Source organism: Brevibacillus laterosporus LMG 15441 (assembly GCF_000219535.2).
Classification (GTDB): domain Bacteria; phylum Bacillota; class Bacilli; order Brevibacillales; family Brevibacillaceae; genus Brevibacillus_B; species Brevibacillus_B halotolerans.
On record NZ_CP007806.1, the window covers coordinates 245044 to 267067 of the forward strand.

General features: G+C 41.3%; 21 protein-coding genes, 2 pseudogenes and 1 riboswitch. Of the genes and pseudogenes, 16 read left to right on the forward strand and 7 right to left on the reverse strand.

What is annotated here, in order from left to right; genetic code table 11:
* Positions 1-36 precede the first annotated feature (36 nt).
* From ybaK to rpmG, 3 genes are all read left to right on the forward strand, one after another.
* Positions 37-510 (forward strand): Cys-tRNA(Pro) deacylase, encoded by a 474-nt coding sequence (ybaK, locus tag BRLA_RS01330; RefSeq protein WP_003333708.1) that lies wholly within the window; start codon positions 37-39, stop codon positions 508-510.
* Between the two features lie 301 nt (positions 511-811).
* Positions 812-2032: a GTP-binding protein gene (locus tag BRLA_RS01335; protein WP_003333707.1), complete on the forward strand. Its 1221-nt coding sequence runs from the start codon at positions 812-814 to the stop codon at positions 2030-2032.
* Positions 2033-2059: 27 nt separating this feature from the next.
* Positions 2060-2209: a 50S ribosomal protein L33 gene (gene rpmG / locus BRLA_RS01340; protein WP_003343192.1), complete on the forward strand. Its 150-nt coding sequence runs from the start codon at positions 2060-2062 to the stop codon at positions 2207-2209.
* 165 nt (positions 2210-2374) lie between these two features.
* Here the strand turns inward: rpmG and BRLA_RS01345 are convergent, their stop codons facing one another.
* Positions 2375-3577, reverse strand: coding sequence for a serine hydrolase domain-containing protein (locus BRLA_RS01345; RefSeq protein WP_003333705.1), 1203 nt, complete (start codon positions 3575-3577; stop codon positions 2375-2377).
* Between the two features lie 299 nt (positions 3578-3876).
* A riboswitch (cobalamin riboswitch) is annotated at positions 3877-4073 on the forward strand.
* Between the two features lie 168 nt (positions 4074-4241).
* On the opposite strand from BRLA_RS01345, the gene BRLA_RS01350 reads away from it, so the two are divergent.
* From BRLA_RS01350 to BRLA_RS01385, 8 genes are all read left to right on the forward strand, one after another.
* On the forward strand, positions 4242-4466 hold the full coding sequence (locus BRLA_RS01350) for a hypothetical protein (RefSeq protein ID WP_041751889.1): 225 nt from the start codon (positions 4242-4244) through the stop codon (positions 4464-4466).
* Complete coding sequence (gene mmgD, locus BRLA_RS01355; RefSeq protein ID WP_003333703.1) at positions 4463-5575, forward strand: citrate synthase; 1113 nt, start codon at positions 4463-4465, stop codon at positions 5573-5575. Before BRLA_RS01350 ends, mmgD begins: the two co-directional genes overlap by 4 nt.
* A gap of 116 nt (positions 5576-5691) precedes the next feature.
* The gene (gene prpD / locus BRLA_RS01360; protein ID WP_423752630.1) at positions 5692-7116 is read left to right on the forward strand and encodes a 2-methylcitrate dehydratase; all 1425 of its coding nucleotides are present in this window, start codon (positions 5692-5694) and stop codon (positions 7114-7116) included.
* A gap of 15 nt (positions 7117-7131) precedes the next feature.
* The gene (gene prpB / locus BRLA_RS01365) at positions 7132-8040 is read left to right on the forward strand and encodes a methylisocitrate lyase (RefSeq protein WP_041751890.1); all 909 of its coding nucleotides are present in this window, start codon (positions 7132-7134) and stop codon (positions 8038-8040) included.
* 166 nt (positions 8041-8206) lie between these two features.
* On the forward strand, positions 8207-9601 hold the full coding sequence (locus tag BRLA_RS01370; protein ID WP_003333699.1) for a sigma-54-dependent Fis family transcriptional regulator: 1395 nt from the start codon (positions 8207-8209) through the stop codon (positions 9599-9601).
* 142 nt (positions 9602-9743) lie between these two features.
* Entirely contained in the window at positions 9744-11450 is a 1707-nt protein-coding gene (locus BRLA_RS01375) for an acyl-CoA dehydrogenase family protein (RefSeq protein WP_003333698.1), read from the forward strand.
* A 5-nt stretch (positions 11451-11455) separates the two neighbouring features.
* Positions 11456-12343 carry an NAD(P)-dependent oxidoreductase gene (locus BRLA_RS01380; RefSeq protein ID WP_003333697.1) on the forward strand — a complete coding sequence of 296 codons (888 nt, stop codon included), beginning with the start codon at positions 11456-11458 and terminating at the stop codon, positions 12341-12343.
* 15 nt (positions 12344-12358) lie between these two features.
* The gene (locus BRLA_RS01385; protein ID WP_003333696.1) at positions 12359-13813 is read left to right on the forward strand and encodes a CoA-acylating methylmalonate-semialdehyde dehydrogenase; all 1455 of its coding nucleotides are present in this window, start codon (positions 12359-12361) and stop codon (positions 13811-13813) included.
* A 42-nt stretch (positions 13814-13855) separates the two neighbouring features.
* Here the strand turns inward: BRLA_RS01385 and BRLA_RS01390 are convergent, their stop codons facing one another.
* The 4 genes and pseudogenes from BRLA_RS01390 to BRLA_RS24465 all read right to left on the reverse strand — a co-directional run.
* Positions 13856-14896, reverse strand: a complete 1041-nt coding sequence (locus BRLA_RS01390; RefSeq protein WP_003333695.1) for an enoyl-CoA hydratase/isomerase family protein — start codon at positions 14894-14896, stop codon at positions 13856-13858.
* Between the two features lie 11 nt (positions 14897-14907).
* Positions 14908-15015: pseudogene (locus BRLA_RS25180) on the reverse strand (enoyl-CoA hydratase-related protein); the annotation flags it as partial.
* On the reverse strand, positions 15012-15164 hold the full coding sequence (locus tag BRLA_RS24120; protein ID WP_164496770.1) for a hypothetical protein: 153 nt from the start codon (positions 15162-15164) through the stop codon (positions 15012-15014). The gene BRLA_RS24120 and the pseudogene BRLA_RS25180, both read right to left, overlap by 4 nt.
* A gap of 198 nt (positions 15165-15362) precedes the next feature.
* Positions 15363-15485, reverse strand: a pseudogene (locus BRLA_RS24465) (LuxR C-terminal-related transcriptional regulator); the annotation flags it as partial.
* Positions 15486-15520: 35 nt separating this feature from the next.
* Here BRLA_RS24465 and BRLA_RS22935 point away from each other — a divergent pair.
* On the forward strand, positions 15521-15709 hold the full coding sequence (locus tag BRLA_RS22935) for a hypothetical protein (RefSeq protein WP_003333693.1): 189 nt from the start codon (positions 15521-15523) through the stop codon (positions 15707-15709).
* A gap of 6 nt (positions 15710-15715) precedes the next feature.
* On the opposite strand, the gene BRLA_RS01405 is transcribed toward BRLA_RS22935, so the two are convergent.
* Complete coding sequence (locus BRLA_RS01405; RefSeq protein WP_003333692.1) at positions 15716-16804, reverse strand: DUF418 domain-containing protein; 1089 nt, start codon at positions 16802-16804, stop codon at positions 15716-15718.
* Positions 16805-17173: 369 nt separating this feature from the next.
* Positions 17174-17755, reverse strand: coding sequence for a TetR/AcrR family transcriptional regulator (locus BRLA_RS01410; RefSeq protein WP_003333690.1), 582 nt, complete (start codon positions 17753-17755; stop codon positions 17174-17176).
* 196 nt (positions 17756-17951) lie between these two features.
* Between BRLA_RS01410 and BRLA_RS24125 the strand changes: the two genes are divergently transcribed.
* From BRLA_RS24125 to BRLA_RS01425, 4 genes are all read left to right on the forward strand, one after another.
* Positions 17952-18095 carry a hypothetical protein gene (locus BRLA_RS24125; protein ID WP_003333689.1) on the forward strand — a complete coding sequence of 48 codons (144 nt, stop codon included), beginning with the start codon at positions 17952-17954 and terminating at the stop codon, positions 18093-18095.
* Between the two features lie 310 nt (positions 18096-18405).
* A complete protein-coding gene (locus BRLA_RS01415; RefSeq protein ID WP_003333688.1) occupies positions 18406-19383 on the forward strand; it encodes a hypothetical protein in 978 nt (325 codons plus the stop codon).
* A gap of 243 nt (positions 19384-19626) precedes the next feature.
* Positions 19627-20529 (forward strand): ArsR/SmtB family transcription factor, encoded by a 903-nt coding sequence (locus tag BRLA_RS01420; protein WP_003333687.1) that lies wholly within the window; start codon positions 19627-19629, stop codon positions 20527-20529.
* Complete coding sequence (locus BRLA_RS01425) at positions 20529-21737, forward strand: MDR family MFS transporter (protein WP_003333686.1); 1209 nt, start codon at positions 20529-20531, stop codon at positions 21735-21737. Before BRLA_RS01420 ends, BRLA_RS01425 begins: the two co-directional genes overlap by 1 nt.
* Positions 21738-22024 lie beyond the last annotated feature (287 nt).

Here is a 22024-nt window from a genome sequence, read left to right on the forward strand (position 1 = left end):
ATAATAAGGGTAACCCTTATAAGGAAGTGTAATGATATGAGCAATAAAACAAATGCTTGTCGTTTGCTAGATAAACATAAGGTTCCCTATACGGTGCATGAGTACGAATGGGATGAGGAGCATTTAAACGCGAAACATGTAGCTCAGCAGGTTGATTTACAAGTAGAGCAGGTTTTTAAAACTCTGGTACTTCGTGGTGATAAGACCGGGGTTATCATGGCTTGTATTCCTGCCCATAAGGAGCTTCACTTAAAATTACTGGCAGCCGTTAGTAAGAATAAGAAGGTAGAAATGGTGCCAATGAAAGAGATACTAGAGTTAACGGGATACATACGGGGCGGGTGTTCACCTCTAGGCACCAAAAAAAATTACCCACTATTTATTGACGAGTCAGCTCTTAGTCTCCAGCTAATTAGTATTAGTGCTGGTAAAAGGGGTTTGCAGATCTTTCTTAATCCCGCTGATTTGATTAAGGTAAGTAAAGCCACTTCTGCGAGCCTGACTATGTAGAGAGATTCTATCTTATCTGTTGAATAACGATATCGAAATGTAGCGCTATTCTTTGGAAGCCTGTAACAGCAAAAAACTTGTTGTTACAGGCTTTTTTTCGTTAGTCTGGAAGTCTTTTGCTTTACGCGATTGGCTAGTTTCTATAACAAATCTATCATTTGTAAATCGTAATGATTATTATTTGTGTTGACTTGTTGCTGTGAGTGCAGTAGTATATTGGTTAAATCGTAATCATTACGATTTGATTTCTAGCATGCTATCTATTATCTTCTATACCTGTACGAAAGAAGGGTACTTACATATGAGTGAAAAGCAGGTTCCGGTTACTGTATTAAGCGGATATCTTGGAGCGGGTAAGACTTCTATTTTGAATCATGTTTTACACAATCGAGAGGGCCTTCGTGTAGCGGTCATTGTAAACGATCTAAGCGAGGTGAATATCGATTCCAATCTGATAAGGAATGGCGGTGGAATTTCCAGAATAGACGAGAAGGTTGTGGAGCTGTCGAACGGTTGTATTTGCTGTACGCTACGTGAGGATTTGTTAGTGGAAGTCGAACGGCTAGTCAATGAAGATCGCTATGATTACATCCTGATTGAATCCACCGGAATAGGAGAGCCGTTACCAGTAGCGCAAACCTTCACGTATGTAGACGAAGAAATGGGGATAGATCTTTCGCGTATATGCCGGCTGGATACAATGGTGACGGTAGTGGACGCGAACCGTTTTTGGCATGATTTTTCCTCAGGAGAAAGCTTATTGGAGCGCGGCCATGCAGTGGATGAAACAGACACGCGTGAAATCGTCGAATTGCTAATTGACCAAATTGAGTTTTGTGATGTTTTAATCGTAAATAAATGTGACATGGTTAGAGAACAGGATGTACAGCATTTGGAGCAAATTCTTCGTAAGCTTCAGCCAACGGCAAAATTCATTCGAAGCTCCTATGGCAAAATCGATCCTAAAGAAATTCTTCATACAGGGCTGTTCGATTTTGAAAAAGCAAGCCAATCGGCTGGATGGTTACAAGAATTACAAAAGCCAAGCCATACGCCAGAGACGGAAGAATACGGAATCTCCTCTTTTGTCTATCGCCGAAGAATTCCGTTTCACCCTGAAAGATTATATAAATGGCTTCAGGATTGGCCTGAAGATGTAGTGAGAGCAAAGGGCTTCCTATGGGTTGCTACCCGTAATGACATAGCTTTGACGATTAGTCAGGCAGGTCCATCGATTCAATTGGAGTCAGCGGGCTATTGGGTGTCGGCTTTACCCGAAGAAGAGAAGCAGCAGATACTGGCGGAAGACCCTGAATGGGCTGAAGAATGGGACCCTCAATTCGGAGATCGTATCAATGAGCTTGTATGTATTGGATTTAATCTGGATCAAGGCAAGATCATCCGGTCTTTAGATGCTTGCCTTTTAACAAATGAAGAGCTGCATGCAGACTGGAATACGTTGAAAGATCCATTGCCAACAAGTGATGTTATTGTCGAGATGCTTAGTAGCCAGGATGAATAAATAGAAATGATCAGGAGGATTTAACCAATGAGAGTAACAGTTACCCTGCAATGCACAGAATCTGGAGATCGTACCTACATTACAACAAAAAATAAAAGAAATAATCCCGAACGCCTAGAGCTAAAGAAATATTCCCCTCGTCTAAAAAAATATACTCTTCATCGTGAAACGAAATAGCTGGCAGGTAAGACAAAGACACTCTTTTCGCATATAAGAGAAAAGAGTGTCTTACTCATAGTGGGCGATCTCTGTTCAACCACATTTGCTAGTAGCTAGAGATTGGGTAGTAAAGAAATCAACTAGCTGAGAATCGTGCCGTCAGTATGAGGAAGCAAATGAAGTTTATTTACTAAAATGATTCGCGATCGATTGAAACACAGCAAAATTTTCATCATGGTAATCAGCTCTACCGTAATCAGGGTCCGCGCTGGTTTTGACGATTACTACGTTGGCCTTTGGATTAACATAGATGAATTGTCCATAGACTCCAATAGCGCTATAGGAACCATCTGCGGGATCAGCCTCCCACCATTGGTATTGGTAGCCTAACACTCCCTTAGGGTCGTGATTAGGCTGAGGCTTTTCTATCTGTGTGGACTCTTGCACCCACTTTTTTGAAATGATTTGTTTTCCGTTCCAATTTCCTTCATGAAGATATAAGCTTCCAAACTTAGCATAATCCCTAATGGTTGCGTTTAGACCCATAAAGGATAGCTCTGTGCCAAGGCGATCGGTACTCCAGTAAGCATTAAATTCCATTCCAAGAGGCCCCCAAATTTTCTCCTGTAAATATTGGGACGGAGGATTGCCCGTAACCTTACTGATCAGCATGCCAAGAACCTGTGTATCAATGCTGATATAATGCTGAAAAGTTCCGGATGGCCGCTGAGATTGTAGCCCCAGTGCATAATCATTAATCGATTTATCGAATAGAAATGTCTTATACATCATCATGTTTATATCTGAGAAGGTGGTGTCATAGTCTTCATCAAAGCTAACTCCAGAAGCCATTCGCAGAATATCTTTAATCGGTACACCATCGTAGCCGCTGCCCTTCAATTCTGGCACATAGTGGGTGATCGGATCATTTACATTTTTAATGAATCCTTCATCAAGAGCGATACCAACAAGTGCCGAGATAAATGACTTAGCCACTGACCAAGAAGTAAACCTTGTTTGTTCATTTATACCGTTTTGATAGAATTCCTTCACGATCTTATCATCCTTGAGCACTAGTAATCCATTCGTCTTTGTTCGTTGCAAAAAGTCTTCAATAGCTAATGTTTGATCTTTGTATGTATAAGTTTGGGGCAACTCTTTTTGTAATGTATCAAAATAGAAAACAGGCTGCGATGCTTCTATAGCGCGACTTGGAAAAATATTGTCCATGCTCTGAAAATTATAGCTAAGCTTATCCTTATTCAGCACGTGAATAATGTTCCAATTCCGAATTACTGCCCACATGAGGAGAAGTAATATAGCAGTAACAACGATACTTATGCTATACCACCATATTTTCTTTTTCGATAGTTGTTTACTCTTCAAGAAATACCCTCCTTCATTTACCTAATTATGGTATTCCTTTTGATTATAAGACAGCGGGATATCCTTGTTCAATATATTGGGTTTATATCCTGTTTTTAGAATATGAGGACTTATGATTTTACATTCATTCGTTTATTGCTAAACAGAACATGAAGCCGCTATTGGTTATTTTTTGTTTAGAGAGTGTATATACATGTACAAGAAGTTCAACATGATAATATCAAAGCAATAAAGTCACTACAGATATAAAATTAATAATTGTAATTTTTTAGACTATTTGTTATGTTTAAGCTGAAAATCAAATATGTGTAGAAACAGGTGCAGATAACCTTCGTTATTTGCTTAAAAGGGAAGTTCGGTTCGAATCCGACGCTGTCCCGCAACTGTAAATGAGAGCTATTCGAAAAAATACCACTGTTTTCATTCAAATGAAAATGGGAAGGTTCGAATCGCGATGATCATGAGCCAGGAGACCTGCCTGTTTTAGCACACACATCAGTTCCTACGAGGATAGGAGGTGTTACGTGCGAGCGATGAAACATGTGGTATTTTAAGATTTTTACATGTTTATTTGAGTTTTTCGCTTTCGCCCATTAACAACAACTTTCTTTTAGGAAGTTGTTTTTTTGCGTGTTGCGCTGTTTTGAAATCTAGGAGGGATTTTTTGTTTGGGACAATAGGATATTTCAGAAATTATTTCAACACAGCAATCATGAACAATCTAAGTATAGAAAGTCCTAATTCGCTAGAAGTCATTTATGCTCTATTAGGGAATGAAATCAAGCGACAAGACGTTACAGAGGAAGTCAAAACAGATTACTATCGCAACCTTGAAAAAGCCTACAAGCTAACCAAAGAACAGTTATTTGGAATGGAGGAAGAAGAATGAATGAGCTTGAAAAATTTTCTCCTGGGCTAGACGGTGTGGTGGCTACAGAAACAAGCATTTCCTACCTTGATACCATACAAGAGGAAATCGTGATTCGGGGTTACGATCTGATTGAGCTTTCTAAATCCGTTAGCTATGTCGATATTATTCATCTTTTACTGGAGGGACGGCTTCCCGATCAGGAAGAGAAAAACTCTTTGGAAACAAGCATGCTAGAGCGAGATGAATTGCCTAGTGCGGTGTTTGAGGTTTTAAAGCTGTTGCCTGAGCAGACACACGCTATGGATGGCCTGCGAACAGGAATTTCCGTTCTGGGAGGGTATGATCATCGAATTGACGATCGCTCCATGCTTGTTAATAAGGAGCGGGCTTATCGGTTATTAGGTCAAGTTCCTAGCATAGTGGCTAATAGTTATCGGATTCTGACCAAAACGGAGCCGATCCATCCAGACAAAAATTTACCGTATAGTGCTAACTTTTTCTATATGCTCACCGGGAGAAAGCCATCGCCGATTGAGGAAAAAATATTTGATCTGTCTCTGCTTTTGTACAGCGAGCATGAGATGCCGAATTCCACGTTTACAGCAAGGGTCATCGCTTCTACGCAATCGGATTTGTACGGAGCTTTGACGGGGGCGGTTGCTTCCTTGAAGGGCAGTCTTCATGGGGGAGCAAATGAGGCTGTTATGCACTTATTGCTAAAGGCAGGGACAATTTCCAAGTTCGAGGAGCTGCTGTGTACCAAGCTGTCCAACAAAGAAAAGATAATGGGATTTGGTCACCGGGTCTATATGAAAAAAATGGACCCGAGAGCGACAATGATGAAAGGAGCCTTACAGCAGCTATGTCATATAAAAGGGGACGATCTTTTATACCACATGTGTGAAGCCGGTGAGAGGATTATGGAGAGGGAAAAGGGACTTTACCCGAATTTGGACTACTATGCAGCGCCTGTGTATTGGATGCTTGGGATTCCTATTCCATTGTATACACCTATCTTTTTCGCTGCGAGAACAGCAGGAATTTGCGCACATGTTCTTGAACAGCACGCACAAAATCGTCTATTCCGGCCACGTGTAAAATATGTAGGCGAGCGGCATGTTCTTTGAGGTAGGATTGGGAATTTTATGTGTAAGCCAGCAACGCCTACATGATGTTCTGACCAACATCACGTACCATGATAAATAATTTTAAATAGAAAGGGAAGGATACTTTGTTAAAAAATATGGAGATAAACAAAACAGATGAGCTGATCGAGCAAATTACAGATTATGTTTTACATAAGAGGATTACGAGCTTGGAAGCATTTGAGACTGCTAGATATGTCCTACTGGATACACTTGGATGTGGAATTTTGGCATTGAGCTATCCTGATTGCACGAAGCTGCTTGGACCTATTGTTCCGGGGACAATTGTTCCCAATGGATGTAGGGTGCCAGGTACATCCTTTGTTCTTGACCCAGTGAGAGGCGCTTTTAATATTGGTTGTATCATTCGTTGGCTAGATTACAATGACACGTGGCTGGCGGCAGAGTGGGGACATCCATCAGATAATCTGGGTGGAATTTTAGCCGTTGCTGATTATATAAGCCGTGTACGTATCTCGGAGGGGAAACAGCCATTAATGATACATCAGGTGCTGGAGTCGATGATTAAAGCACATGAAATTCAGGGAGTGCTGGCATTAGAAAACAGCTTGAATCGAGTCGGGCTTGATCATGTATTGTTTGTTAAAATTGCAACAACAGCAGTGGTAGCACAGATGCTAGGAGGAACCCGTGAAGAAATAAACAACGCATTATCAAATGCTTGGCTTGATAATAGCAGTTTACGGACATATAGGCATGCTCCGAATACAGGATCACGTAAATCCTGGGCTGCTGGTGATGCAACTAGCCGAGGTGTTCAGCTAGCTATGATGGCCTTAAAGGGAGAAATGGGATATCCAACAGCTCTTACTGCACCAGGCTGGGGATTCCAGGATGTCTTGTTCAATAAACAAGAGTTAAAGCTAGCTCGACCCTTGGATGCCTATGTAATGGAGAATGTGCTGTTCAAAGTCTCCTATCCAGCCGAATTTCATGCACAAACAGCCGCGGAATGCGCAATCAAGCTTCATCCGGAGGTAATGGCTCGTTTTGATGAGATTGACAGCATTACAATCACAACGCATGAATCAGCTATTCGAATCATTGATAAGGTAGGTCCATTGAATAATCCAGCAGACCGGGATCATTGCTTACAATATATTACGGCTATCGGCTTGCTATTTGGTGATATAAATGCAGACCATTATGAAGACCTAGCAGCATCTGATCCAAGAATCGATATCTTACGTAATAAGATGGTAGTTGTTGAAAATAAACAGTACAGCATTGATTATTTAGAACCGAGTAAGCGCTCGATCGCTAACGCTGTTCAAGTGCATTATAAAGACGGGTCTTCTTCTGAGCAAATAGAATGCGAATATCCATTAGGCCACCGCTTCCGCAGGGGAGAAGCCATCCCTAAAGTCATTGAAAAATTTGTTGAAAATGTAAGGACACATTATTCACAAAAGCAGGTTCGTAAAATAAAAGAAGCTTGCATGGATTCAGAAAGGGTAAACAGCATGGCCGTTACTGAATTTATCGAATTATTTTTACTATAGAGAGGGGCAAACGAAATGGCTTGGATTGTCGATCAGCCGTCATCACAAGCTGAATTAGCAAAGAAATTCAGGGAACTGATGAATGCGCCCGATCTTTTGCAAATTCCCGGCGCACACGATGCGATGGCGGCTCTTATGGCAAGGCGGGCGGGGTTTTCAGCGCTCTATTTATCTGGTGCAGCTTACACGGCCAGTTGTGGTTTGCCAGACCTAGGAATCGTCACGTCTACTGAGATAGCTCAACGGGCAAAGGAATTGATACGCGCAACTGATTTGCCAGTATTAGTAGATATAGATACAGGATTTGGCGGGATTCTTAATGTTGCCCGGACTGCTAGAGAAATGCTAGAGGCTAATGTTGCTGCGGTGCAACTAGAGGATCAGCAGCTTCCCAAAAAATGTGGACATTTAAATGGCAAGAAGCTTGTGACGACAGAAGAAATGGTCCAGAAGATTATCGCGATTAAAAAGGCAGCGCCAACGTTAGTACTTGTCGCACGTACTGATGCTAGGTCAGTAGAAGGTTTGGACGCGGCGATAGAAAGGGCACGTTCTTATGTGGAGGCTGGGGCAGATGCCATATTTCCCGAAGCACTAGAATCAGCGGAGGAGTTTCGTATGTTTGCCCAGCGTATATCGGCACCTTTACTAGCAAATATGACTGAATTTGGGAAAACTCCTTATTATACAGCAGAGGAATTCGCTAAGCTGGGGTACCGCATGGTTATTTATCCAGTAACGTCGCTTAGAGTGGCGGCTAAGGCATACGAGCGTGTTTTTCAAGTGATGAAAAAACAAGGTACACAAAAAGGTGAACTAGCTAATATGCAGACTAGAAGCGAATTGTACGAAGCTATTTCATATGAAGAGTTTGAAGCGTTAGATAAGGAAATAGCGAAAACGATTTTAACCAAAGAACAATAGAACACGGGATAAAACGATAAAAAGCGATGAGGGGTTTCTTTGCGGGTCATGTACGTGCAGATACTAACCAGTCGCTTTTTTCTTCACCATGAATGAATAAGGAACGAAATACCCCTGTTCCTTTGAATTGGGCAGGATGAAATTAGGGGGAAGGAGTAAGGTAGCTATGAATAATGTGGACCGCTATTCCGTCCTGAATTGGATGAAAAAAGATAAGTGGATGGTACGTAAAGACAGCTCTATTAGAGAAGTTATGCGAGGAATGGTCCAATTAGAGAGTACGGAGCTTCCCGTTATTGAAAAGGGGAGTTTACTTGGGGTTATCAAATTGCAGGATTGTGTTCAGGGATTGGAGGAAGGAATCGGCTTAGATGGTATCATAGCCCCTTTGCTATCCAAGCATTCTTATACGGAAACGTCTAGTTTTTCCATGCGGGATATCGAAAGGCTTCCTTTATACATCACAAATGCAAAGAATCAGAAATACGAAGGGGCAATTCGTAACAAAGAACTGCTGATGTACCAGAAGTCTTTGCATGCCATGTTGATGAGAACCAAGCCAGCTAATGGGCCGGATAAGCCCTTTGCATCGGCTGTCATGGAGGAGATACTTGGGGAAAGTCCGGCTATTATGAAGGCAAAACAAATGGCTAGGAAGGCTGCAATGTCGAGAGCTCCTGTTTTGCTGACGGGAGAGAGTGGGGTTGGAAAGGAACAGTTTGCGCGTGCCATTCACGATCTGGGAATGACCAGAGAAGGTTCCTTTATCCCTGTAAATTGTGCAGCTATTCCAGATAATCTATTAGAATCAGAACTATTTGGCTATATTGGTGGAGCGTTCACAGGGGCAAACAAGGACGGAAAGCCTGGAAAATTTGAGCTTGCCCATAGGGGTACCTTATTTTTAGATGAAATTGGTGATTTACCGCTATCTACTCAAGTGAAGATTTTAAGGGTTTTACAGGAAAAAGAGATTGAACGCATTGGCAGTGTATCTTCCGTATTTGTAGATTTTCGATTGATCACAGCGACGAATAAAAATTTAGGGGAACTGGTGAAAAGGGGTGAATTTAGAGAGGACCTCTATCATCGGCTTCACGTTATTCCTATTCATATCCCCCCTCTTAGACAAAGAAAAGCTGATATCCCGCGTATTATGGAGGAATACTCCAGCAGACTTTGTACCACGTACGGAACCACCAAAAAAACAATGGATGAAGAAGCGTTACAACTCTTTTTTAAATACGATTGGCCAGGAAATGTCCGTGAACTAATCAATGTTATGGAAAGAATGTATGTATTGATCGATCACTCTCATATAGGCACAAAAGACTTGCCAGAGGAATTTATATACCATTATCACGCTCAAACGGAATTGAACTCGACGCTTGTTTCCTTCCAAAATCGACACAAGAGAGCTATGCCGCATCAAGAAGAGGAAGAAAAAAAACGAATTGAAAATGTCCTAAAGGAGGTCAAAGGGAACAAATCAAAAGCGGCCGAGCGTTTGGGTATCTCACGAGCTACCCTATACAATAAACTAGCTAGGTTTCATGTCTAATAGGAAAGTGTTTACTCTGTCCATTTGTTCAAACAAAATATACAAACTCTTCCGTGTTTCCCCCTTATATTACGGAGGCTATTCATTGGCACAGCCCTTGCAATATAGGTGAGATGTAAGAATGCCGAAGAGGAGGATAGGGATGGGGATAAGAGAAGACAACAAATGTTTGGTCGTAGGATCATGCTTGTTTGATAATCAATCTTTCTTTTCACCCGAGGATTTTGAAGCTGAGGAAGAGCTGATTGCGAAAACAACAGAGCAGTTTGTTCAGAGTGCCATTATTCCCAAATTAGAGAGAATAGAACAACATGACTACAGTGTGACGAGGAAGCTGTTTACACAAGCAGGGGAGCTTGGCCTGTTGGGAGTGGATGTTCCAGAGGCATACGGAGGAGTTTCCTTGGGGAAAAAAGTGTCGGGCTTGGTTGCAGAAAAGATGGGTTATGCTGGTTCCTTTAGCATATCCTTTAATATTCATGCAGGTGTTGGCACACTCCCATATGTATATTATGGGACCGAAGAACAAAAACAACGTATATTACCCAAGCTAGTGTCAGGGGAATGGATTGCTGGCTATGCCTTAACGGAACCAAACGCTGGTTCTGATGCTCTTCAAGCAAGAACATCTGCATATCTAAACGATGCTGGTACAGCTTGGATTTTAAATGGTGAAAAGCAGTGGATTACCAATGCAAGGATTGCAGATGTTTTTGTGGTATTTGCAAAAACACAGCTGGGGATGACAGCATTTATTGTTGAAAAAAGCGCAAGTGGGGTTTCCTTAGGGCCTGAAGAGAAGAAAATGGGCATCAAGGGCTCTTCTACAGCCACGTTATTACTAGAAGAGGTTTCTATTCCTGTTACCAATGTTCTAGGGGAGGTGGGCAAAGGGCATCGTGTTGCACTAAATATTCTCAACTTAGCTCGGCTTAAGCTGGCGTTTGGTAATATTGGCACAGCAAAGCAGGCTCTTCAGTTATCCATTGCGTATGGCACCACACGCCAGCAATTTGGAAAGAAATTGGTCGAGTTCCCGATGATCCAAGAAAAGATAGCAAATATGGCAGTGGCTATTTACGCTTCGGAGAGCGCTGCTTATCGAACAGCAGGCGTAATCGATGATTTTTTACACAGCAAGGAAGAGGCGAGTAACGAACTATCTAAATATGCAATGGAGTGTGCCATTAATAAAGTTGCAAGCTCCGAAGCGTTAGCCTGGATTGTGGATGAAGCGGTTCAAATTCATGGTGGATACGGCTATATGCAGGATTATGAAGTGGAACGACTATATCGTGACGCTAGGATTAGTCGCATTTTTGAGGGGACAAATGAAATCAATCGTCTAACGATTGCAAGAGCGCTGTTAAAAAGGACTATTGCAAAAGAAGAGATCAGAATGCATGACGAGCTTAGTAGAAATCAGCAGTTTCTCTACTACGCCAAGCAGTTGCTTTATGACGCGTTAGAAATGCTTGCAAAGCGGATCAATCAGCAAGTGGAGCAGGAACAAGAATACCTGCGGTTACTGGCTGATAGTATCCGGGATATCTATATGATGGAGTCCGTACTTATTCGGAATCAGAAGGCGCGGGCAAAGCATGGAGCAGATAAAGAGGAAGTAAAACAATTGATGACGGATGTGCTTTGTGAGGAAGGCTATCGCCAAGTAGAAGCGGCTACGATCTCCATTATTTCAAGCCTAGAGTCTAAGGAAACAAGCAGGAGGGCGCTCGTGGACAGTATTCGATCCAAAACACTCTCCATGTACTCAAATCTTGTGCTTGCGAAGCGGAAAATTGCGAACAAAATGATAATTTCAGGTAAATACGTAGTTGAAGGGGGCTGAAGGCAATGAAGCAGATAGGGTTTATCGGACTGGGGAATATGGGGCTTCCGATGGCTACGAACCTAGTGGAATCCAATTTCTCGGTATATGGGATCGACTTAAATAAAGAGGCAGAAGCTTCCTTTAAACGAGCAGGCGGGTTCGTTGATGTTGATCTTCCAAGCATGACGGCCATGTGCGAGGTTATTTTCACCAGCCTTCCTTCCCCTCAAGTAGTAGAGGATCTATATTTAGGAAAAGAGGGGCTTATCGAGCATAGCCATTCTCGCCTTGTTTTCATTGACACAAGTACGGTTTCACCTGATGTAAATGTGAGGATATTGCAAGCGGCCAACGCCAAAGGAGTGCATTTTCTGGCTGCTCCTGTCAGCGGAGGGGTCATTGGCGCGATTAATCGGACGCTTACTTTTATGGTGGGCGGGTCAAAGGAAATCTATGAACGAGTTCTGCCCATTATGAAAGTGCTAGGAACCAATATTTTTCATGTAAGCGACCAGATAGATAGCGGAACCAATACGAAGATCATTAATAATCTACTGATTGGTTTTTATACAGCAGGAGTCAGTGAGGCTCTTACCTTAGCTCAAAAGAACAAGATGAATCTAGACACTCTATTTCAGATAGTAAATGTCAGTTATGGACAAAGCAGAATCTACGAAAGAAATTACAGAAGCTTTATCGCCCCTGATGACTATAACCCTGGCTTTGCATTGAAGCTACTCCTAAAGGATTTAGGCTTAGCCCTCGATTTAGCCGAAAATAGCGAATTAGATTTGCCTATTAGTAAGGCCTTGTTCAAGCTTTATGAAGAAGCTGAAAAAGAGGGATGGGGAGAACAGGATATGTCTGTTCTTTATAAAAAAATGAATGAACAAGCCAAAAGCATTCTCTAAAAAGGAGTGAATGATATGGTAACGCTACAGGTAAAAACCATTCAGAATCATATTAATGGAGAATGGGTGGATTCCACAGGCTCAGAATATGAAAAAGTCCCTAATCCAGCCACAGGAAAAACAATCGCGATCGTTCCCTTATCCACGAGACTGGATGTAGATCGCGCCGTACAAGCAGCAGCTCAGGCTTACACGAGATGGGCGGAGGTGCCGGTTCCCAATCGGGCAAGATTCCTGTATACATTTCTCCAATTATTGCAACAGCATAAGCAGGAGCTTGCTGAAATTATCACATTAGAGAATGGAAAAACATTGAAGGATGCCAGCGGAGAAGTACAGCGCGGAATTGAAGTAGTGGAGCTTGCTACATCAGCCCCAAGCTTACTGATGGGTGAGACCCTGCCTACTATTGCTGAAGGAATTGATGGGTCTATTTGGCGTTATCCGCTTGGGGTAGTGGCAGGTATTACGCCTTTTAACTTTCCAATGATGGTCCCGCTTTGGATGTTTCCACTTGCGATCGCATGCGGTAATACCTTTGTGTTAAAAGTCTCTGAGCGCACTCCTATTTTAGCAGGAAGATTAGTTGAACTGTTTTATGAGGCCGGGTTTCCAAAGGGAGTCTTGAACTTGGTGCATGGCGGTAAGGAGGTAGTAAATGGCATAGTAGAGCATTCTGACATTAAAGCAATCTCCTTCGTAGGCTCGGAGCCTGTTGCCAAATATGTATATCAGGTGGGTACTGCTAATGGAAAGCGAGTTCAGGCTTTAGCTGGTGCAAAAAATCATGCTATTGTTATGCCGGATTGCAATCTGGAAAAGACGGTTGCAGGGGTAGTGGGAGCGGCCTTTGGAAGTAGTGGAGAGCGTTGTATGGCATGCTCAGTAGTTGCTGTGGTAGATGAAATTGCGGATCAGTTCATTGAGGCATTGGTTGAGGAAACACGTACATTAAAAACGGGTGACGGGCGTTATGAGCAGAATTTTGTGGGCCCCTTAATTCGTGAAGCTCATAAGGAGCGTGTATTGGGATATATCGAGTCTGGGATAAAGGAGGGAGCTACTCTATTAGTTGATGGCCGGAATGTGGAGGAAGAGGGAGGATATTACGTAGGGGCTACTATATTTGATCAGGTACAGCCAGATATGAAAATTTGGCAGGATGAAATTTTTGCCCCCGTTTTAAGTATTGTCCGAGTAAAAAATCTTGAAGAAGGTATAAAGCTGACGAATCAATCAAAGTTTGCTAATGGAGCAGTCATTTATACATCAAGTGGAAAGCATGTTCAAATGTTCCGAGATCAAATTGATGCGGGGATGATTGGTGTAAATGTAAACGTTCCAGCTCCTATGGCTTTCTTCTCCTTTGCAGGCAACAAAGCTTCCTTCTATGGAGATTTAGGGACGAATGGCAAGGATGGTGTTCAATTTTTCACGCGCAAAAAAGTAGTAACGCAGCGCTGGTTTTAATCACCAAAAAAGCCGATTCCTTTGCGATCGGCTTTTTTTAGCTTATTCATGAAAAAACTTCTGCACCATCTCTTCATGAACATCAGATAATTGTCTATATTGATAGTTCGGTCTATTGTCCTTATCGATTACAACAGAACGAACCCCTTCATAAAAATCGTTGTGTTTCATAAAGTTTTTGGCAAGAATAAGATCGTTTGTAAAGCATTCCTCCAGCGTTGCGCGCTCTCCTCTGATCTGTTGCTGCAAGGTTACTTTTAGGGAAAGAGGAGATTTCGACAACAGAGTTTCCCGTGTTTTGATTGTGAATGGATTGGGAGTCTGTTCAAGAGAGCTGATGATTTCCTCGACCGTAGAAAATGCAAAGTGACGGTCGATTTCTTCCTGCCATAAGGCAAGCTCACTCTTTAAGACGGAGGGCTGTGAATAGGCTTGAATCTGTTTTTCTAAAGTCCGAGCTACGTCCTGCTGCTGCCAATTTGTTTCTTCTACCTGATGTAAAAAGTCATGGAAGATTTCGCTTGGAATGCAGGCATCAGCACCATTTATATAAAGCACATCTTCAGGGCGAATAACCGTTGCGGTCAAGGCCAAATAACGCCCTATTTTTCCCGGGGCCCGATTTAAAAAATAAGCTGCCCCCACATCAGGGAAAAAACCGATATTCATTTCAGGCATCGCCCATCTTGTCTGATTAGTCACAATTCTGTGGCTGCAACCATAGGTAAGACCTACACCGCCCCCCATCACGATACCATCCAGGCAAGCAAGAATGGGCTTGGAATAACGGTACATATATTGGTCGAGCTGATACTCTACTTCAAAAAAACGCTGTGCTTTTTGCAAGGACAGAACGTCGTTTTTTGCTTCATACAGTGCCTTAATATCTCCCCCTGCACAAAATCCCTTTGACCCAGCTCCCTTTAGAATAATCAGGCTAATTGTCTGATCGGTCTCCCATTCCTTTAGCTTTGCTAACATGGGTAACAGCATCTCCAAAGAGAGGGAGTTAAGAGCCTTTGGCCGGTTTAATAAAATGGTGCCTATTCCATTCTGCGCAGTAAATAGAACATCCTCAGTCATGCACATCCTCCTTATGATTGGGTAAAAATAGGCTTGCGCTTCTCGACAAAAGCATGAATGCCTTCCCTAGCATCGTTCGTTTTAAATAATTCGGCAAAGCGATTGCGTTCTCTTTTTAGCCCGTGTTGTACATCCTCCTGATAACCTTATGGAAAACGGAGCGCAGTTCTGCAATAGATGCAGAGGATAATGCATTAGCTGGTGGGTTATTTACTTCTACAATGGCAACAAAATTTCTTTTTGAGATAGAAGTGAATGTATTCTCCATAAAGCGTACCTCCTTTGGATGATATAAAGGTTCATCATGCAAAAATTGCACCAACCAAGAGATACGCTTCCTGAAAGGGTAAGGCAGGAGAGAACTTGTCAAAGTGTCTATACAAAACAGACAGTTTGACATGACGTTTTTCATGAAAGGAGAAATGATGCTCGCTTTCCTTTTGGATAATTATACCATCAACTATTGTTAGGTATGAACACTGAAACGGGAGAATAAGTGCCAAATAAGCTGTCTCCTGCTGGTTACCCCTGTTTTCACGAAGATAGATTTAAGGTGATCCTGCACCGTATAGGCGGAAATATGAAGCGAATGTAAAGGAAAACAGGAACGCGAGCCTTGGTTGCTTGCTACATGGCAAACATCAATCTAACCTGACCGCGAGAGTTGCTGTATTTGTAGCTGATGCGGTCTATTGCTCATCGTTCCCGTCAGGCGTTTATCATATTGAGCAGTTATTTGAGCTGGAAAACCTACAAGGCTGGCTGCAAAGTGAAATCGCTATTGAATGTTGCATAAATGGCAATCAAATATAAGGAGGGCTACCCGCTACATTTTCTCATTAGACTCTCCAAAGGACCTCGACTATATTTATTTCTCCAAAAGGCTGAGAGTACAGCCGCTATGACGAAGAAAGCTAGGGAGTAGGAGACGGCAAATGCAAGCGTTTGATTTTCTATCCTACCGATATATTGCAGAATGCTAAAGCCAATAAATACATGACCCACATAATGAGTTAACGCTAGTTGTCCGGTGCTAACCATGGTTTGAGTAAACCAGTTGGTGGAACATCGTTCAGTGAAATACACACTTAGTAGGATGACAAGAATAGATGTACTTGAACCGGATACAAAATAAAAAATAGTTGGAGGAAATGCAGTAGTCGAAAAGAAGTATTCAGCCGTATCTGTTCCGATCACATGACCGATGTGCTGAATGAGTATTGACGAGAGTGTCTCCACTGCTATAGCAACTATGGCTGAGCAGATGAGGAGTTTTCTGCGACAGACTTTATTGGCTAAATCTTGCCTTCCTAGCCACATTCCTAATAGGAAGAAGCCTATCCAGGGAAAGACGGGATGATAACCATTAAACAGCAGGTTTCTAAAAAAACCTTCCAGTGTCCAGAAGTCCACATAATGGATGATCGGCTGCAATGGGTCCCAGCCTATTCCATAATGAAAAACGAGCTGGAGAAGCTGGGAGGTAACGAGAACACCTACTACAGATAGAAGTAGGGTTCTGCTGGAAGCGGCAATAAGAAAAGAACCAACAAACATGTAGACACCATAATAATGCAAAATATCACCTGTCCAGCTACAGAGGTATAAAAGGATTCCTGAAAGAAACAAAAACAGAGCGCGTTTCCAAATGATACTTCGGTTCTGCCTAATGAAAGCGGGGTTGTTGGAGTTTCTCGCTTTCTTTGTCATGAGCGAAATACCGATACCCGCTACAATCACAAAGATAGTGGATGCCCTTCCTTGAAGAAGGCTGGCTAACGCTACTAACCAATCGGGGCCATTTGTTCCCGCATTCAATACGGTAGAATAGTTCACAATGATCATACCTAGAATGGCCCAAGCTCTTGCAAAATCAAAGCCTAATATTCTTGTAGATGGTAAAGTCATTACTTACTCCTCTTTTCTCATCTCATTTTTACTGATGAACGTGGAAATCCTGAGCATCTATCAGTGTAGAAAGCATTAAAAAGTAAGAATATTATTTATTTACTTACCGTTAAGTAAACAATATACTACAAGTAGAAATACTTTCAAGATTTTTTTATCCGAGAGCCAAATACATTTTTGTAAATGGGTGGATCAAATCTTTTCAGATGGGGCTGGTGAAGTGGCTCTGGTGATCACCCGCGTATAGGAAAAAGCCTCCCTTTAACAAGCCCCCATCCCATTATTTGCTGTAAAGCCAACGATATAAAATAGGTGAGTCGCAAATGCCTGATCCTTCAGGCGGTTCTAGCTTTCAAGACGAGTACCCAATCAGTCCTTCATTTCCAAAACACGTAACACAGCTTGTCTCCAAATGTCTGCGTAATCTAAATCAAAGCCCATAAGCATGTAATTCCCGATATTATCAAACACCATAGTAAGAATATGGGCTTTTGTGGTCAGGTTTTTATTTGATAGAATCCCAAGTTCTGCGCCTTTCGTTAATAAATCTAAGAATCCAGCAAGAAATCCCTCTAAGACATGATGTAATCTTTGCTGATATTTCTCGTTTCGAGTGGAGAGTAAAAGAAATTCATTGAAAATTAGCGATATATATTTATCTTCTTTTTGAGCCTCTATCATCTGGTAGCCATCGGATAATAATTGAGCTTGGAAATTTTCTTTTGTGTATGCCTCAATTGAAACGGATTTTTTAAAATCAATCGCTTTACAAATTTCTTCAAAGAGAAAGTCGATGAGGGCTTCTTTGGATTCAAAGTAGTAATAGATGGCAGGTTTAGAAATTCCGACTTCTTTTGCAATCATAGCTAAGCTGGTTTTTTCAAACCCATTTTCGGCAAAAAGCCTATAGGCAGTTTCAACAATTGTTGTATAGGTGTCGATTTTGTTCATGATAATTGCTCCTTTATGAACCAATTGTATTTTTAGTAAGAAACGGGGCAGTCCTCGGCTGATTTTATATGCAAATGGTATCACAATCAGATATGAATTTGTCTTCCTACATAATCGTCACTTTCATTTGATGTACACAGGATGTACACATGAAAAGACTATACTAGCTGTAAAGGGTAAGCATTAGGATAAAATTATGACACTGCCAGTAACCAAGTCAATACGTGGGCAAAAGGAAAAGGACCTGTTTATCAATGATCAGGGCATTATGATCGGTGATGGGGAAGCCTGGATCAGTAAAATCAATGACAAGCTTGGAATATATGCGATTAATCGGTAAGCATTACCCTTCTCCTTCGGGCTATACTAGAATGATAGTAATTCAAAGGCAACTGAGGTGTTTTACAAAATGAAACGCAGTATTTATTAGTAGAAGACGAGCCTCTCATGCGGGAATTTGTCATGGATTCTTTTATAATCCCAAAATGAAGGGGGAAAAAGGAGAGGTCGCTTTCTACTTTAAGAATGAAAAGGGAAATCAGCTTGAATGGAAAAAGGAACTAACCTTACAATAGCCAGAAATTCCAAAAACAATTTATGCTACAAATAACATCTCATACGAAGGAACATCAACTTGGGGGAAGACAAAAATGAAATCCTATAAAACAATCGTCACTGCTTTGACTATCTCTGGGATGCTAGTGACATCAATGCCTGCTTGGACTGTTGAAGCAGGATTATCGGTGATGGCACAAGAGCAAAGATACAAGAAGACGATCGCTAATTTGGATGCGAAGACAGTTGGATTGGCTAAGAATGCAATGAAAAAACTAGCTGGAAAAGATGTTGAATTATACGGTGTAGAGGATGGAGTTGACGGACTGATCTTTATCTATCCCAAGTCTGGCAAAGCAAAAGGTCAGGTTGTTTTTAATCAAAAAACAGGCAAAATCTATAGTGCCATCCTCTATCTAACTGTTAAAGAACTAGATGCAATGAGCCCTTCCTATAAGAATAAGGCTCTTGCTGAATTGAAAAAAGCGGAGCCCAAACGCGCGATTGCGTTTCATAAGGTTAGCCGAGTCATGGGCAATCTGCCTTCTAATGGAGTAATGACGTCGATCGAGGGAAATGATATCAACGTTACTTATGAAAATGACACATTGGCAAGCATTACGATCCAATATGACTTGAAACAGGTGAACCCTAAAATGGTGAAGGCTGCCCAACAGGCAATGAAAAATTATTCAGGTACAAGGAATGCTATGTCCCAGCAGTGGATTCGTGTATATCGGAGTATAAATGGTAAAAATGATACCCTGTCCTTTCAGAGAACGACTTCTATGATAGAGATAGATACCAACACAGGTAAAGTAGTTCATGTTTCCTCCCTGGATCTAATGCCTACGATTACGCCGGAAACCGAGAAGAAGTGTAAAAAAATATCAAATAAGCAAATAAGTATGAATGCCAGTGTAGAAGTAAAGCAGGTATTCGGAATTAATATACAAGGATACTCCATGAAACGTGATCGGGATACGGTCATCTTTCACAAGAAGGGCGCTCCAACAGTGACAGGTAAAATCAATATGAAAGGCCAATTCTGGAGCTTGTCGGTTACTGCGTAATCTCCATGGTCATGAAAAACAGTAAATATGACTCATATAACAGCCCTCTATTAGATTATCTCTATCTAGTAGAGGGTTGCTTTATATTTTTCATGGGAACGAAGCAATTGTGTCTCCTTTGTCTGGTATAGAAGCTCTACACAAATACATCATTTTTTAAAATATTGACAACTTGCAATATGTTCTATAAAATTATAACTAAATTTGTTCTAAAAAATTAGAACTAAAAAGGATGAGGACAGCATGTACAAATTGGAAGTGGACTATTCACCTGTATATGAGTTTGTTACAAGTCTGTATTATTACGTAAATAAGGATCGGTTAAAGATATATGACTTAGGTTCTGATTGGAAGAAGGAGGTAGACCAAAAGCTACAGTCTGCCTTTAAGGAAGCTTTAAAAGATAAGCGAATGGAGATTCTTCATCGGTTTAGCCTGCTGATACATAAATGTCCGGGGGAACGGACGCCAGAGAATTTTATTAAGTGGTTTGAACAGCTATCTACAGTTGAAATGTATGATTGTATGCGACCGTGGGTAGATGTCATTCCTATGGATATGATTGATTTACATCAGCATTTTGTGTATCTCTTTACTGAATGGAATGAGCAATATTTCAAGCATATTGACCCTTCTATATTAGAAGCGCTTGAAAATGATGCAAATGAAAAAAGGGAACTCATACAGAAGATGGGCCCTGTTGATATTGTGGAATACAGCACGAATGGCATACGAATAGAATCGGAACAGATTCAAAAGCTATTGCTGGTTCCTCAATATCATTACGCACCTTTGAGTGTGGTCGATTATTATAAAGGATTTGTAACCTGCCTCTATCCAATAGAGCTGCAAGGGAACGCGCCCTATATCTCCAGAAGAACAATTACAATGTTTAATAGCTTGTCTGATGAGAACCGGATTCTTATTTTAAAAAGTCTGTATGCGAAGCCTCGAACATTTAAGGAGCTAACTGAAATAACGCAATTAGCAAAAAGTAATCTTCATTATCATCTAAGCTTGCTTCGGTGCGCCGGTCTGATTCGTGCCCACCATTCAAGTGAGAGAGTCATTAACTATAGTCTTCGTATCCAGCAGATTACGACTATGCAGGATAGATTGCTTTCCTATATAAAGGAGAATGAGTAATGCTGCAAGCATGGAAGGAGTTCCATCCTGTTGTAAAGCTCATTTTAATTGGCTCCGTATTAATGAACGTTGGAAACGGGATGATTATTCCCTATTTTGCCATTTACTTAGGCGAACATACTAATCTTTCTATTACTCAGATCGGTTTTTTGATCGGTTCTAGTTCATTGGCAGCGATGTTTGGTGGATTTTTAGGAGGAAGTTTGTCAGATTTAATTGGAAGGAAAAAGGTCATGATGGCATCCCTTATTCTCTCAGCGATCATGTTAATTGGATTAACACTCCATGAATTTCCTGCCATACTGATGCTAGTGACAATAGGTAGAGGTTTTACACTGTCATTTTTTGAGCCTTGTTCGAAGGCATTAATAGCTGACCTTACCGAGAGTGGGAAAAGGCTTCGCGCCTTTTCAATGAAATACTTTTGTGGGAATCTGGGATTAGCTATTGGGCCCATAGTAGGTACATTCCTCGGCTTACAAGCAACTAGCACGCTTCCCTTCTATGTTTCTTGTGCTGTTTTTCTATTCTATGGTTTGCTATTGCATCTATGGTTTGCAAAATATAAGGTTACTTCTATTTCAGCACAGCAAGAGAAGGTGACCTTTCGAGCATCGATGAAAGCATTGGGTAGAGATAAAATTTTGTTGTTATTCCTTCTGGGAGGATTGTTAGCGACCACCGTTCATGGACAATTTTCCGTGACTCTTTCTCAATATTTTTACGCGGATCTAAAGAGTGCCATTACATTCTTAGGAGTCTTATGGTCTGCCCATGCGATTGTTATCATTATGTTGAGTGTCCCTATTTTGCGTCTTATGGAAAAAAGAACCTCCTTGCAATCGATTGTGATTGGAACTTCCCTATTTTGTGCGGGAATCATTGGTTTTGCTTTCTCGCTAAGCCTTCCATCATTTTTAATTTCAATGATCATTTTTACTATAGGTGAAATATTCTTGATACCTGCTGAATATGCGATCATTGATGAGATTACACCTGATCATATTCGCGGAACTTATTTTGGAGCAGTTAGCTCTACCACACTAGGCTCCTTTATCGGACCGGGAGTGTCAGGTATGATTCTGTCACATTTTAATGGATTGACGATGTTCCTATTTTTAGCACTTTTATCTCTTATTAGCATTATCTTTTATGTTGGGGGAACCCGCTTAAAAGAACAGAGGACGTCAGTCTCCATTCATGAATAGAATAAAAATCGAACCAAGAACCGGGCAGAACTCAGGCTGAAGCTCCTGTATGTTGTCAGGTTTTTTCTTTTTGTAAAGTGTAATGACGTGCTCTGATTTGAAGATTGATAGCTAAAATAAAACATATTTTACTTTTTGGGAATGCAGTTAATTTTGAAACCTTTTTTGAGATAATCCGTATACCTCAATCGGGAAACAAAAATGTGTTACATAAAACAGCATATCTGTTTTTTGGAGGAGCCTGCCACCGCAGCTTTGCTATGTCTTTTTTTAGCTACGGTCGATGG